Annotated in this window: 14 protein-coding genes; 12 read left to right on the top strand and 2 right to left on the bottom strand. The window is 48.8% G+C overall.

What is annotated here, in order from left to right:
* Positions 1 to 51: 51 nt before the first annotated feature.
* Positions 52 to 1,005, bottom strand: coding sequence for a ribose-phosphate diphosphokinase (locus tag AC50YG_RS08520; RefSeq protein ID WP_494826102.1), 954 nt, complete (start codon positions 1,003 to 1,005; stop codon positions 52 to 54).
* Between the two features lie 222 nt (positions 1,006 to 1,227).
* Here AC50YG_RS08520 and AC50YG_RS08515 point away from each other — a divergent pair, with 222 nt between their 5' ends.
* The gene (locus AC50YG_RS08515; protein ID WP_494826100.1) at positions 1,228 to 1,737 is read left to right on the top strand and encodes a GNAT family N-acetyltransferase; all 510 of its coding nucleotides are present in this window, start codon (positions 1,228 to 1,230) and stop codon (positions 1,735 to 1,737) included.
* Between the two features lie 217 nt (positions 1,738 to 1,954).
* Here AC50YG_RS08515 and AC50YG_RS08510 read toward each other — a convergent pair whose 3' ends face one another.
* Positions 1,955 to 2,812 carry an SDR family NAD(P)-dependent oxidoreductase gene (locus AC50YG_RS08510; RefSeq protein WP_494826098.1) on the bottom strand — a complete coding sequence of 286 codons (858 nt, stop codon included), beginning with the start codon at positions 2,810 to 2,812 and terminating at the stop codon, positions 1,955 to 1,957.
* Between the two features lie 225 nt (positions 2,813 to 3,037).
* Here AC50YG_RS08510 and AC50YG_RS08505 point away from each other — a divergent pair, with 225 nt between their 5' ends.
* The 11 genes from AC50YG_RS08505 to AC50YG_RS08455 all read left to right on the top strand — a co-directional run bounded on the left by AC50YG_RS08505 (position 3,038) and on the right by AC50YG_RS08455 (position 14,633).
* Complete coding sequence (locus tag AC50YG_RS08505) at positions 3,038 to 3,406, top strand: MGMT family protein (RefSeq protein WP_494826096.1); 369 nt, start codon at positions 3,038 to 3,040, stop codon at positions 3,404 to 3,406.
* A gap of 35 nt (positions 3,407 to 3,441) precedes the next feature.
* Positions 3,442 to 4,623, top strand: coding sequence for a hypothetical protein (locus tag AC50YG_RS08500; RefSeq protein ID WP_494826094.1), 1,182 nt, complete (start codon positions 3,442 to 3,444; stop codon positions 4,621 to 4,623).
* A gap of 204 nt (positions 4,624 to 4,827) precedes the next feature.
* Positions 4,828 to 6,354 (top strand): glycan biosynthesis hexose transferase WsfD, encoded by a 1,527-nt coding sequence (gene wsfD, locus AC50YG_RS08495; protein ID WP_494826093.1) that lies wholly within the window; start codon positions 4,828 to 4,830, stop codon positions 6,352 to 6,354.
* 4 nt (positions 6,355 to 6,358) lie between these two features.
* Positions 6,359 to 7,963 carry a hypothetical protein gene (locus tag AC50YG_RS08490; protein WP_494826091.1) on the top strand — a complete coding sequence of 535 codons (1,605 nt, stop codon included), beginning with the start codon at positions 6,359 to 6,361 and terminating at the stop codon, positions 7,961 to 7,963.
* Between the two features lie 10 nt (positions 7,964 to 7,973).
* Entirely contained in the window at positions 7,974 to 9,224 is a 1,251-nt protein-coding gene (locus tag AC50YG_RS08485) for a glycosyltransferase family 2 protein (protein ID WP_056031077.1), read from the top strand.
* A 17-nt stretch (positions 9,225 to 9,241) separates the two neighbouring features.
* A complete protein-coding gene (locus AC50YG_RS08480) occupies positions 9,242 to 11,341 on the top strand; it encodes a cellulose biosynthesis cyclic di-GMP-binding regulatory protein BcsB (protein ID WP_494826089.1) in 2,100 nt (699 codons plus the stop codon).
* On the top strand, positions 11,331 to 12,185 hold the full coding sequence (locus AC50YG_RS08475) for a diguanylate cyclase domain-containing protein (RefSeq protein WP_494826088.1): 855 nt from the start codon (positions 11,331 to 11,333) through the stop codon (positions 12,183 to 12,185). Before AC50YG_RS08480 ends, AC50YG_RS08475 begins: the two co-directional genes overlap by 11 nt.
* Positions 12,186 to 12,438: 253 nt before the next feature.
* On the top strand, positions 12,439 to 12,912 hold the full coding sequence (locus AC50YG_RS08470; protein ID WP_494826086.1) for a GNAT family N-acetyltransferase: 474 nt from the start codon (positions 12,439 to 12,441) through the stop codon (positions 12,910 to 12,912).
* Between the two features lie 81 nt (positions 12,913 to 12,993).
* Positions 12,994 to 13,521: a phage tail protein gene (locus AC50YG_RS08465; protein WP_494826084.1), complete on the top strand. Its 528-nt coding sequence runs from the start codon at positions 12,994 to 12,996 to the stop codon at positions 13,519 to 13,521.
* Between the two features lie 41 nt (positions 13,522 to 13,562).
* On the top strand, positions 13,563 to 14,081 hold the full coding sequence (locus AC50YG_RS08460; RefSeq protein WP_494826082.1) for a phage tail protein: 519 nt from the start codon (positions 13,563 to 13,565) through the stop codon (positions 14,079 to 14,081).
* Positions 14,082 to 14,099: 18 nt separating this feature from the next.
* Entirely contained in the window at positions 14,100 to 14,633 is a 534-nt protein-coding gene (locus AC50YG_RS08455) for a phage tail protein (RefSeq protein WP_494826081.1), read from the top strand.
* Positions 14,634 to 14,743 lie beyond the last annotated feature (110 nt).

Raw genomic sequence — 14,743 nt, 5'->3', positions numbered from 1 at the left:
CAGCAATCATCTAGCTTAGGATCTATGACTGCTGAAAAATAGATTCGGATGTTAAACCTTGCCTGAGTTAACCTGTGTATCGATGGAGCCGCCCTGAATAATAATTTGAACGGCAGAAGCGATGATCGGAGCTATTGGCAAAATGACAAGCTTTTCACCAAAAGCCTCATGCTCCTCCTGCATCGCAATCGTATCGGTGACGACGATTTCGCTGATATTTGGCGAGGCCAGCAAATTGTGGGCCCCTCCCGAAAACAGTCCATGCGTAGCGCAAACATAAGCATTCTCGGCGCCATTTTGCTTAAGGGCATTAACGACATTGACGATTGTATTTCCGGTATCAATCAAATCCTCAATAATGATAGGCGTTTTGCCCGTTACATTCCCAATAATATGCGTTATTTCCGTCTGATTGTGAGCGGGGCGGTTTTTGATCATAATAGCGAATGGACAATCCAGCTCGACCGCAAGCTTTTCCGCTGTTGAGGCGCGTCCTGCATCGGGAGAAACGACGACCGGATTTTTAATATTTTTGCTTTTCAAATGGTGGATAATAAGATCGAGGGCGGTTAAATGGTCAACCGGAATTTCGAAAAAGCCTTGAATCGGATCGGCATGCAGATCAATCGTTATGATGCGGTTGGCGCCTACAGTCGTCAGCACCTCGGCGACCAGCTTCGCCGAAATTGGCTCGCGGGGAGCGGTTTTTCGCTCTTGGCGGGCATAGCCATAATAGGGCAAGATCAAATTAATTTTATTGGCCGAAGCACGCTTGGCAGCATCAATGAGCACAAGCAGCTCCACCAAATGCTCATTGACCGGATGGGACATCGCTTGAATGATGAAGACGTCACAGGTGCGAATCGGCTCCTGATAGGAAACGTGAATTTCCCCGCTTTGCTGGCGGGTAATAGCGACATCGCCAAGCGGCTGCCCAAGCAAAGAACAAACCTGCTGCGCGAGCTTGCGATTGGATGTACCGGAAAAAAGCTTTATTTTTTGCATCCTAAGCCTCCTAAAGGAAAAGCGTTTCACCAACTTTTTGGATCGTAGTATCGGACATCTCCGATGCGGTCTTTACAGAAATTATTCGCGGCATTGAAGATTTATTCGATGAATTACAATTACGACTACTGGGGGCTTGGATCGAAATACGTATATTGAGCTCAGAAAACAAATTGGATATGCTAGAGAAGATAAAGCAGAGATAGAAAAGGAGCTGAGGGCATGGGCCAATCATTGCGAGTAGAAGAGCTGACAGAACTGAATGAGGATACGTTAGAGGAGTTAGTCGGGCTCATTGTCGAGGTTGTAGAGGATGGAGCGTCGATCGGCTTCCTGCCGCCCCTTAGCAGGGAGGATGCTAAAGCTTATTGGCAGGGAGTATTGGAGCCGGGCACATTGCTGTGGGTTGCCAAGGAGGGAGAGCGAATTGTCGGTACCGTACAGCTTCAGCTGGCGCAAAAGCAAAATGCGACCCACCGTGGGGAAATCGCCAAAATGATGGTGCAGCCCCAGCAGCGGCGCAAAGGCATTGCCAGACTGCTGATGCAGCAAGCGGAGGACCGGGCTGTTGCGGAAGGACGAAGCCTGCTCATTCTGGATACGCTGGAAGGAGCGCCTTCTAATATTTTGTACCAGTCGCTGGGCTTTACTGAAGCGGGGCGTATTCCGAAATTCGCTCGGTCAGGCGATGGCAACCTATATGCCACGGTATTATATTATAAAGAAATATAGCCTACTTACATATTCTAGAAAATAGGAGCTAATCGAGTGGTCGAAATAGAGCTAATACTCCCTAATAACGAAAATCGTCCAAAGCCCAATTAGAAGCTTATCGCTCTTAATTGGGCTTTAAAAAGAATCGTGTATTTCATCTGACTAAATATCAACTATATAAAGCTATTACAGCTCGATTTTTCACTGCTCTTTGGCGTTGCCGTTAAAGTTATTGTTACTGGGGCTTCGCAAACTCCCGCTCATAAATCGAGCTGACGAGACTCAGCACTTTAGCGCTTTGGTCTGTGAATTTCAGCTCGGCGGCTTTGCCATTTACAAGATAAGAGCCTGGCGCTGCAAGCTTCTCCTTGCCGATTGCTGCTTCATAAAGCAGGGAAGCTCCCTTGCTCGGATGCGGGAAAAATAGCTTCATGATTGGCGTTATATAAAAAGGCAGGCCGGACTTTTTCCCTTTTCTAATCGTATTATTGCCGCCCGGGTCAACGCTGATGATGCGAAGCCCTTCAGCTGCCAGCTGCGGGGCCAGCTCCTTTGTCCACAAGGAAAGAGCGAGCTTGGAGGTGGAGTAGGGACCGAACAGCTTCTTGAATTCCGTTGGGCGCTCCAACGTTTGCGAGTCGAATTTCCTCAAGGTTTTGAAAGAGCTGGTCGATGTATTAACGATCGTCTTGTAGCTTCCTTTTTCCAGCAGCTCCTTCAGCTCCATAAAGACGGCATAAGGCGCGACCGTCTGCAAATCAAAATGCTGCTCCCGCCCTTGCTTGGTCATGGCAAGCTCCGAAAAGCTTCCTCCAGCATTATTGAAAAGCACATCAAGCTTTGCTTCTGCTTCTTTAATTCGCTTCAGTGCCTGCTTTAAGCTTGCAAAATCAGCTAAATCGGCTTTATACACGCGGAGCTGGCCCTTGCGCAGAGCAGCGTGCACCTCCTCGTCATCCTCTAGAAAATCGGAACGAATGAGCGCGGCGACATGCCAGCCTTCACCAAGCAGCCTGCGAGTCAGTTCAAGTCCAATTCCATTATTAGCGCCTGTAATGAGCGCGGTTGGTACATCTATTGGTTTGTTCCTCATCATGTATCCTCCTCTATATGGTTGAACCATCTCAGCAGCTAGCCGTTGCTGCTGCTCTTGATGGCATTAGCGTACAACTTGGAGTCAGCTCCAAGTCAAGCGATCCGGCAAAACTTTTTGAAACATAGGGCTTGCAAGTTTTTTAAGAAATGTAGAAACCAGTCGAATGCTGAAACATGTTACAATCTTTTCAAAAGAAAAATAAGCATTCTAACGGAGGCCATGATGCAGCCATTTACGAAAAGAGTCATTGAAATCATAAAATGCATTCCCTCAGGTGCTGTTATGAGCTATGGGCAAATTGCCGAGCTTGCGGGAAGCCGCAGAGGGGCACGCCAGGTTGTGCGGATTTTGCATACCCAGAGCAGTATTCATCAATTGCCGTGGCACCGGGTTGTCAATGCGCAGGGCGAAATCTCCATTCCGAATGAAGAGGGGAATATGGAGCAGCGCTCTCGCTTGGAGGAAGAGGGCATCGAGGTGAGTGTGCAGGGCAAGCTGGATTTGGCAAAATATCGTTTTAATCCGGCGCCAGCGGACATAATGGGAGCGTGGGATAACCTAGACCCAGACGATGTCGACCAGATGTTTTAAAAAAATGACCGGATTCAGAGAAACGAGGCAGATGGATGCGTAAAATACAAGCAAGCGATTCGGGCAAAAAAGTGATCCTAACCGCTATAACGTTCGTGTTATTGTTGACGGCATGTGGACGCTCGGAGCAGCCAGCTCCATCTGCATTGCCAACTTCCTCGGCAACGCCACAGGAGGCGCCTACGGCAGCATTGCTGCCAGAGCAGCATTATGGAGACAAGCTGCAAATGCAGGACAAGCGGCAGAAGCTGTATCATTTTATAACGACCGAGCTGTCCGGGACGGCTGGCTTTTATACGAATTTGCAGGATACGGAGCAAAATGCGGAGCTGACGACGGGGCATGAAATGCTCAGCGAGTCGGCAGGGCTTATGATGCGCTATAAGGCTCTAACGCAGCAAAAGGCTGCTTTTGAGGAAGAATGGGCCCGCGCCAAGCAAACCTTTAATATGGAGACGGCTTTCAGCTACCGCTTCAGCCCTAAGCTGCAGAAGCGTTATACGCTAAACGCGGCGGTTGACGATTTGCGCATCATTCGGGCGCTGTATGAGGCTGGAGACGTTTTTCAAAATGAAGGCTATAAGCAGGAAGCCGACAGCTTCGGCATGCGTTTTTACGAGCATAATGTGAAAAATGGCTATTTGTATGATTTTTATGATGAAACGTACAAAATAACGAATGAGTTTATTACGCTGTGTTACATCGATTTGAAGACGCTGAGACTGCTACCTATTGAGGCGGGGGAGCGGCAAACGCTGATCGCTAATATGGAGAAAATCATTAATGACGGTTATTTAACGGATGAATTTCCTTTTTATGAGACCCGTTATGATTATGGCAAGGGGAAATACAGCTCGGATCATATTAATATGGTGGAATCTTTGCTGACGGTGCTTATTTTAGCCGAAATGGGTGAAGAAAAAGCCGAAAGCATCCGATACATAAAGGATAGGGTTAAGGCGGGTACGCTTTACGGCCAATACACGAAGGAAGGCGCAGCCACAACGGATACGCGCTCGACGGCCATCTACGCCATTACAGCGATGATTGGCTCCGTGATTGGGGATCAGACCCTTTATGCCGACAGTATTGGCAAAATGAATGAGTTCCAGATCGAGGAGGTCGGAAGCCCGCTGCTCGGCGGCTTTGGCGACACGGCTGCTCAGCAGGCCTACTCCTTCGATAATCTAATGGCTTTGCTTGCTTACACTTACTAAAAGCATGTTGAAAAAGGATCATCACTGCGTGAAAGGTTTGGCTTACGATCGCTGTTGCCATTGGATTTCTTGAATTAAAACTGATTTAGCTGTAGAAATCCAATGCCAAATGCGAACGCTACCGCTTCTCCAGCTCAAACCTTTCACTCCGCTTGCCTTTTTCAACATGCTTTTAAAAAAGATATTAGAAAGAGGGCGCCCACCATGTTATTAGACAGGGCCAAGAACTATGCTCGGCGAGCCTACGCTTTATTCAGCCGATACCTATCGCCTGCAAGCTTTGCGGCTTTGGCAGTGCTCATCATTACCGTCATCGCCTTGTTCACGCCCCCGTATATTGGGATGGCAGACAACGGGGACTTTTTTCGTATTTTGTACAGCAACGGTTTATACTTTAACACTCCTGATTATGACAGCCAATATCTCGGCCACTTTGTAAAGAATTTTGGCATTTTGCAATATTATAATGAAAATGGAACAACCTTTACTTCCTCGCAATCGTGGTTCATTCAATTGTCGATTGCGCTGAATACGCTGCTGGCCAGCAGCCAGGTGTTCGATGTGCGTTTTCAGGCAGCTATATTGACGATTCTTTACGTCATTGCGATTTATTTGCTCGTCGAGAGCCTGACTTGGAAAATAGCCCGTAAATACGGCTATATCATCGCGCTGCTGGCGATTTTTATGTTTGGAGACACCGGATATACGGCGTTTTTCAACTCTTTTTTCAGCGAAGGCATCGTGCTCATTATGATGATGCTCGTCTTTGCCTCAGGGCTGCTGCTTTACCGCCGCCGTTATAATGATTACGCGATGCTCGCCGTGTTTACGGTTAGCGGCTTCCTGCTTACGACGAGCAAGCAGCAAAATGCCCCGGTTGGCGTCATTATTGCCGTCATCGGCCTGTTCTACCTGTTCATCCATGTGAAGCGAACGTTCCGCGTGCTAATGCTGACATCGCTCACAGTTCTGATGCTTGCGGGCATTGCAACGTATGTGCTCATTCCGAAGGAGTTCGTCAACATTAACAAATACCATGCGATGACGCGGGGGGTGCTGATGGGCTCGGATGATCCGGAAGGCGCCTTGGAGGCGCTCGGCATGGACAAGCAATATGCGATTTTAAAGGACAGCATTTATTATGAGCCGTTTACGACGGTGGATGTGGATTCGCCGATTTTGGAGGAAAACTTCTACAGCCAGTACGGCTTTGGAGCGATTGTCGGCTATTATATCAGCCATCCGGATCAGGCTGGCAGCATGCTGAATTTGGCAGCGAAAAATGCATTCAGCATCCGCCCTGCGGCGATGGGCAACTATGAAAAGTCGGCTGGCAAGCCGTTCGGCCAGCAGACGATCTTTTTCTCCGGCTACAGCTTGCTAAAAGAGGCGCTTGCGCCCAAAACCTTCGGCTTCATCGTCATCTGGATGATTGTCGTCATTGGCGTATATATGCCGGCTTTCGTAGCGGCAATCAAGGCGCGCAATCTAAGGCGGGCTTCACGCCTGCCGCTCATCGTCATGATGATGCTGGCCGGCTTGTCCGGCATCTTCGTCTCGATTATCGGGGCGGGGGACGCCGATTTGGCAAAGCATGAATTTCTGTTCACCGCGGCCTTTGATCTCATTACGTTTTTGGTCATCGCTGACGGCGTGCGCCGCAGATTATGGCATAGCGAGCAGGAGCAGGATTCGCCAAATGAAATACATGTAGAGAGGCTGGGAAGGTGAGAAGGTGAAAAAAAGCAAATATAGACAACCATTACCGAAAATACTATTGAACCTGCTGCTGTTGCTCTGTTTGCTTTATGGTTCTTCCACTTCTTCTCTCGCTGCTGCCGCAGATAAAGAGGCAGAGCCAATCCGTGTGCTACTGCTCTATGACAGCTTGGCCATTGGTACGCCAAAGGCTGGCAATGTAGAGGCGCTGCAGCAGCAGCTGGCCGCATTTGGAGTGGAGGTCACACTCCTCTCCGTAGACGGTTACTCAGGCGGCATGCTGGAGACATATAGCAAGGTGATTCTAGTACGCAATGCAGCTGATATGGAGCTGACGAACGCCGCTTTTGTCCAAGATAGGGGAGCCTACCGAGGGGATTATTTTCACATCGGCGAGGAATTGCCCGCCCGGCAGCAGGAAGCGCTGCATATTGCCATTGAACAAACGCCGAGCGAGGAAACGATGCGGCTTGCGATTGGCCCGTTCTCGGATGAGGCGGTACGTGTGCAGAACACCCCGTACATCGTGATGCAGATGGCGACGGCCGAGCCTCAAGCCGAGGCATACGGCAGCTTTAAGCCCAAGCAAAATGATGGGGCGAACGGGAATTCTCCCTACGCAGCGAGGAATGAGCATGCTGCGTATGTGCCTTATTTTCAGAAGGGGAATTTGAGCGAGCTGGCGATGTCGTATGTGCTGAAGGATTGGCTTGGGCTTTCCGAGCCGGGGCAAACCTACCTGCTTTTTAAGGAAATATACCCGTTTTCGGATTTAACGCTTTTGGCCGAGATGGCCGATAAATTATACGAGGCAGGCATTCCTTTTGCGATTAGTGTGCAGCCGGTTTTCAGCAATTCGGATTTCCCGGCGATGCAGCGCTATCTGGAGGCGCTAAAATATGTGCAGTCGCGTAACGGCTCTGTGCTGGTCAATGCGCCTGTCGTAGCTTCAACTATTGGTCAAAATGATCAGACGCTCAAAACGAAGATGACCTCGTTCATTGACGTGTTAGCGGCATACGGCATTGCCCCGCTCGGCATGGGGGCGGAAATGTATTGGTCCTACGACAAGGAATACGCTGTGGACGGCATGGGCTTCTTCGATTCGGCGGTGCTGCTCCCTAATAAGAAGCTGATGTACCGCTCGCAGACGAACGTTTCCAAGCCCTTCGCCTCATCGCTTTACAGCATAAGCCCGAGCTTTCTAGCAGGCTTTGAACACCAGGGCAAGGCTTGGGAGCCGCTTCCGATGAATACGGCGCTGACGTATGATTTTGCTGAAAATGAAGCACAGCTGAGCGCCGATCTTACCAGTATTACCGAGAGCTGGATGACCTTCGCGGATTATAAGCAGAGCCACCATGAGGTGCGGACTGAGGCGCATGTTATCCTATCGCAAGGTGGGCATATGACGATTAATGGTCAAGCAGTCGCCTTAAGTGATGCGCTGCGGCAGGTCAGCTCTGATTATGAATACGCAGATAAGGGAACGGTAAGCTTTACCACCTTGTTTAATGTGCAAAATAAAATTTTTATCGTCATTATTATGGTGTCGCTCTTCATATTCGGCTTCCTCTTTATGATTGGATACCGACTATACAGACGCAAATACTTCAAATAAGGAGACAGCTATGACAATCGCAGACATCCTCATGTTGATTGCCGTTATCTGTATTTGGTCGCTCCTGCTCGTCAATGTGGTGCTGATTATCGCCGGCTATTTATTTTATATCCAGAGCGAAGGGAAGCCTGTACCGGAAATCAAGGGGGAGACTCCCTTTGTCACCATTATGGTACCGGCCCACAATGAGGGCAAGGTCATTACGAAGACGGTCGAATCGCTGCTGGCGCTCGATTATCCGCATGACCGCTACGAAATTATCGTCATCAACGATAATTCCTCGGATAACAGCGCGGTGCTGCTTGCCGAGGTGCAAGCCAGATACGCAGGACGCAATTTAATCGTTATCAACACCGACAAGGTTACAGGCGGCAAGGGCAAGTCGAATGCGCTCAACATTGGCTTCCAGCAGAGCCGCGGCGAGCTGATTGCCATTTATGACGCGGACAATACGCCGGAGCGCACAGCGCTTCGCTATCTGGTCGGTGAAATTACGAATGATGATACGCTGGGCGCGGTCATCGGGAAGTTTCGTACACGCAACCGCGATACGAATCTGCTCACCCGTTTCATTAACATTGAGACGCTGTCCTTCCAATGGATGGCGCAGGCGGGCAGATGGAAGCTGTTCAAGCTTTGCACGATACCCGGCACGAACTTCATCATGTGGCGTCATATCGTCGAGCGGATTGGCGGCTGGGATGTGAAGGCGATTGCCGAGGATACCGAGATCAGCTTCCGCATTTATATGATGGGGTACCGAATCAAGTTTCAGCCGAAGGCCGTCACCTGGGAGCAGGAGCCGCAAACGGTCAAGGTATGGTTCAAGCAGCGGACGCGCTGGGCGAAGGGCAATATTTATGTCATTGTGAAAAATATCCCCTTGCTGTTTGACCGCTCGGCAACGAATATCCGCTTTGATATTTTATATTTTTTATCGATTTATTTTCTTCTGCTTACGTCGCTCGTTATGTCGGATCTGCTGCTGATTCTTCACGCTTTAGGTTATGTACATACGACAATTGCCGGATTCAGCTCCTTCCTCTGGGTGCTGGCGGTCACGCTGTTTATAGTAGGCACTTATATTACGCTAACAACGGAAAAAGGCGAGTTAAGGCTGTCCAATGTATGGATTATTATGCTGATGTACGTATCCTATTGCCAAATGTGGATGGTTGTTGCCGCCTACGGCTTATATACCTACCTCAAGGATTTAGTGTTTAAGCGTGAAGCTAAGTGGTACAAAACCGAACGTTATTAAAGCTGGAGGAGAGCATCATGAAAATACGCATATCCGTCATTACCTTCCTTTGCATGGCGCTGCTGCTGGGCCAGTTCGGCCAGCTTGGAACAACTACGGCAAGCGCAGCAGAGGCACCGGGCACAGAAAGCTATAAGATTTCATTCATTACAGCCGACACATCCATGTCGGGTGTAATGGCGACGCGCCAGGACTTTTTTCAAATACCGTCTTATTGGAATGTAAGCAGCGTCACCGTCAATGTTGACTATATGGTGTCGCAGTTGGCCGACAAGGACCGTTCCAGCGTCACCTTGGCAATTAACGGCGTAGCCTTTTATTCGTTCCGCCCAGACCGCACAGTGGAGAAAAAGCAGCGCCTTAGCGTAACGATTCCGCGCGAGCTGCTGGCGGAAGGCACAAACACGCTATCAACATTAGGAAGCATCGAGACGATCGTCAATGATCAAATGTGCTCGCCAGACGAGGCGCGGGACAATTGGCTGCAGCTGTACAGCAGCTCAAGCGTCGATGTTCGTTATGTGAGCAAGCCGCTGGACGGCTCCATCCGTGATTTTAATGAGCGGTTTACGGGCCTTGATACGGGAAGCAAAAGCTTGAATACCATTGCGGTGCCGAAGCAGGCAGCACCTTCCGAGCTGGAAGCGGCGGTCTATGCGCTGTCGGGCTTTGCCAAGGCGAATACACTTCAGGACAAGACGATTCCACTGCTTGCCTTCGATGATGAATATTATTCGGGCAAAAAGCTCGTAACGGCTGTAGCTTTGTATGATCAGCTCCCAAGCGGGCTGAAAACAGCCGTTGGCACGCCTGATTTGAACGACAAAGGCTTAATTCAGCTCGTGCGCCAAGGCGAGCAATGGACGCTCGTTGTGACCGCGAAGGATGAGGCGCTGCTGGTGAAGGCGAGCCGCCTTGTGGCGAATCAGGCATTAATGGCGCAGCTCGATAGCGACCGTAAAATCGTCGACGAGAGCACGGATGTATCGACGCCTGTGGTCAACATTAGCCGAAATGTCGTATTGACTGAAGCAGGCGATGAGCTGAAGGGCCCGCGCCATCAGGAAAAAGCTTATTTTGTTTCGCTGCCGGCCAACCGTTCCATCGCTGACGCAAGCAAAATCAGCCTCGATTTCCGCTATGCAAAAAACCTGGATTTTGACCGTTCGATGATGACGGTACTCATTAACAATACGCCAATCGGCAGCAAGAAGCTGACGGAGGAGCTGGCAAATGGCGATTCGATTACACTGCCAATTCCGAAAAATCTGGACATTTCCGGCAACTTTTCCGTCGTTGTCGCCTTTGATCTAGAGCTGGAAAACGCCGTTTGTGTGCAAAATCAGAACCAAATGCCATGGGCTTTCGTGACGAAGGATTCCATGCTGCAATTGAATACGAAGGACCGGACGGAGCTGTTGTTCAACAACTATCCGTATCCATTTTTACGAGATGGAGCATTTAATCAGGTAGCGGTTGTACTGCCAAAGGAAAGCGATTCCTACACTTATCGTACGGTAGCCAACCTGTTCAATTTGCTCGGACAGTATGCTGAAGGCAATACGGGAGACGTTCTCTTTTATAACGATGATGTCGCTGCTGATGTTTTGAAAGCCCGCAACGTCATCGCGATTGGAACCTTCCAAAGCAACAAGGTCATTCGGGATCATAATGATGCGCTGTACTTCAAATATGATGCGAATGGCGCAGGCTTGCAGTCCAATGAAAAAATGAGCATTGACTCCGATTACGGCAAGCGCATCGGGACCTTGCAGCTGATTGATTCCCCATATGAGGCGGGACATGGCTTGCTCGCCGTTACTGGGGCAGACTCGGAATATTATTACTTAGCCTCCAAGCTGGTCGCCAGCCAAGGGACGGTATGGAAGGTGTTCGGCGATGGCGTATCGACGGACAAGGACGGCAATATAAACGCATTTCGGTTTAAAAAAGAGGCCGAGCCGGAGCAATCCTCCGTCATTAGCAATGTGATGGAGCGCACCGATGTGCTCAGCTTCGTGATCGCGGCAGCGCTTGTCATGGTGCTGGTGCTCGTATCGCTGATCTTCCTGGCTCGCAAATATCGCAGAAGACGGGGTGATCGCGATGAGGCGTAATCAGAGCAGTCTTATTTCCGACAGCGGCTTCCTGCTGCTCATCGTCGTCAGCTTTATTTGTATCGTATTTACAGCGGGAGATCCTGACCGTTATTTGCAAAATATTATTTTTCTAAATATCGCTTTCCTGATTGCGATCATTACGTATTTCACGAATGTGACGACAGGGCTGATTCTCAACATTCTGTTTATTTTCGGCTTCGGTACCTATACGCTGTATGGAACGCTCGTGGGCGGAGAGGCGGTCAGCAGCGGCAATTATTTCTGGCTCATCATGACGCCGGTATTCACCTTGGTGACGTGGATGTTTACGCTCGCGGGCAGACAGCTCCAAACGGAAAATGAACAGCTCAAGAAAACAAACAGCCGATTGGCGACGATGGATGAAAATACGAACCTGCGCAACAGCCGCTCGTTCCAAAATGACGCTGCCGTCTTCATGGCGCTGTCCACTCGATATCAAATTCCGCTCACGCTGCTTGTTGTGAACGTGAAATATTGGGATGAGCTGCGGCGGATGGTCAGCGAGGAACGGATGACGGAAGCGATCTTTGAGCTTTCGCAGATGAGCCAGACGAGTATTCGGACGAATGATTCGATTTATATGCTTAGCAAGGATAATCCGACTTGGGGGCTGCTGCTGTTCACGGACCGCCAAGGGGCGAACATTGTCATTGAGCGCTTGCGCCATAAAATTCAGGAGTTTAATTCCGCTGAGTTTTCGCACAAATACAAGGTGGAGCTGAGCCTGAAAATCGGGGCGCTGCAATATGAGCCGGAAACAATCCCGACGCCGCTTGATTTCATCGTGCAGGCGCGGAAGCAGCTGGAGTATGATGTGTAAGCTGGAGGGATAGTGGAAAGACGAATACCAAACGGATAGCGGTTGGACAAATAGTAAGTTATAGAGAACCCCTTGATTTCAAGGGGTTCTTTTTTGCGGAAAATAATCACCTATTTTATTGAAGTTAAATTTAAATTCAATAGAAGTTAAATTTAAAATAAAATGTCGAATATAAAGGAGGATTGTAAATTTAAATGTGGAATAGATAAATATGGTAATCACTTCTTTGGTTGATTTTAGGAGGGGATAGCAGGTGCTTACGGGCAGGCTTCATATGGCACAGGCAGAGGAGAAGCATCATTCATTTCTATATCGCGTTTATGCGAGTACCCGTGAGGAAGAAGTAGGGCAATGGGGCTGGGAGGAATCGTTTCAACAGGCCTTTCTTCGCATGCAATATGATTTACAGAAGCGCTCCTATGAGGCACAGTATCCAGATGCGGAGAACTATATAGTAATGAAGGATGATTTCCAAATCGGAGTTTGCATGCTTGTTCGCAAGGTGGATAGAATGATACTCGTTAATGTAGCACTGCTGTCTGCATTTCGAAATTCTGGCTACGGTACGTATTTGTTGAAGGAGCTACAGAGTGAAGCAACCGATAGAAAACAGCCCATTCAGCTGCATGTGATGCAGGGCAATGTGGCACAACGTTTATATGAAAGACTAGGGTTTGTCAAGGTAGAGGAGCAAGGGATGCATTTGTTGATGGAATGGAAGCCCTAGCGGCTTTGGAGACAGAGCAGGACCTTGACTCGGCTATCGTTTTTCAATGAATATCTACGAAAAATCGGGGGGATTTAGACAATGAGTGAGGCTTTTCTTGGTGAAATTCGCATGTTCGCTGGCAATTATGCTCCAGTGGGCTGGGCGAGATGTGAAGGTCAAACCTTAAAGATTTCGGAAAATGATGCTTTGTTTATGTTATTAGGCACTACCTATGGCGGTGATGGTCAAGTAGACTTTGGATTGCCAGACCTGAGAGGAAGGCTTCCTATCCATAAAGGCTCCAATCAAGGCTCCACTTACTCGTTAGGCATGATCGGAGGGACAGAAAGTGTTACGCTCCAAGCCTCTCAATTGCCAGCCCACACTCACCCCGCTATACCAGCTCAAACCGCCGGAAGTGACGCTTCTCCCCAGAATAATACTTGGGCGAAAGCAGCTGTATACTCCACAGGTCTTGATGGCAACAACAACCCACTTTCACGTAATCCTATGAATAACAATAGTGTTTCATACTTAGGAGACAGTCAGCCTCATAGTAATATGATGCCATCCGTGACCCTGTCTTTCATTATTGCCCTTCAAGGCATTTTTCCACCACAGTCTTAGTTATTTATGAGATTTAGCACTTTAAATATAGGAGGATGAAAATGCAACCATTTCTTGGTGAAATTAGAGCGTTCCCGTATGGATTTACACCGAAAGGCTGGGCTGCCTGCAATGGGCAATTATTAAACTTATCGAGCAACCAAGCTTTGTTTTCGCTTCTTGGCACGTATTATGGCGGGAATGGCAGGGAGAATTTTGCCCTTCCGAATTTACAGGGGAGAGTTCCCATTCATGTTCATGTTGGAGAGAAGGTTGAAAATCCAATTCCGATTGGAAGTGCGGCAGGAGAAGCGGCTCATACATTAACGGTCAACGAAATGCCGATGCATACGCATCAGCTCTCTGCTTCTACGGAAACGGCGGATCAAGTAAATCCATCAGGAAATGTATGGGCGAATACACCTTTTACGCCTTATGCTCCTCTGTCGTCGGCGAACATTCAAATGAATGCAGGAGCTATTGCAGCAGTGGGTGGCAGCCAGTCGCACAACAATATGCAGCCCTATTTGGCGTTGAATTATTGTATCGCTACTACGGGAATTTTTCCATCAAGAAATTAAAGGAGGCAGCTTTATTATATGGATGCATATATAGGTGAAATACGCATTTTTGCGGGGAATTTTCCACCGATGAACTGGGCGCTTTGCAACGGAGATATTTTACCAGTTCAAAGGTATACAACTCTGTTTTCTATACTTGGCAACCAATATGGCGGAGATGGTAAAACAACCTTTGCTTTGCCAAATTTACAGGGTGCGGCTCCTATGGGGCAGGGAGAAGGTCCTGGGCTTACGCCAACGACGGTAGGCGAGCAGAGTGGAGACGCGGGAGTCACACTTCTGACTAGTCAAATGCCTCGCCACACTCATAATGCAATCGGAATTACAGCGCAGCAGAACTCCGATGATCCAGCTAATCATTATTGGGCGGAGACGAGCGGAGAAGGGCGGCCACCAGCTCAGCGACCGCTCTATAAATTAGCAAATAATACGTTAATGAGTCCTCAAGCGCTTGCACCTACAGGTGGAAGTCAGTCGCATAATAATATGCAGCCATATTTGGCCATGAATTTCATAATATGCATTAATGGAGATTATCCTCCAAGACCCTAGATGAAGCACAGGCTGACCAGTAGTGGATTATGATGGAAGTCTCTTTATTGAAAGAAGATTGATTTTTTTATGGCGGGTGCAGGAAATCTCGGCAGATGTCTGAGAGAGCA

Source organism: Paenibacillus sp. J31R34 (genome assembly GCF_059383715.1).
The sequence above is the reverse complement of the archived record's forward strand: the minus strand, read 5'-3'. Positions and strand labels throughout refer to the sequence as shown.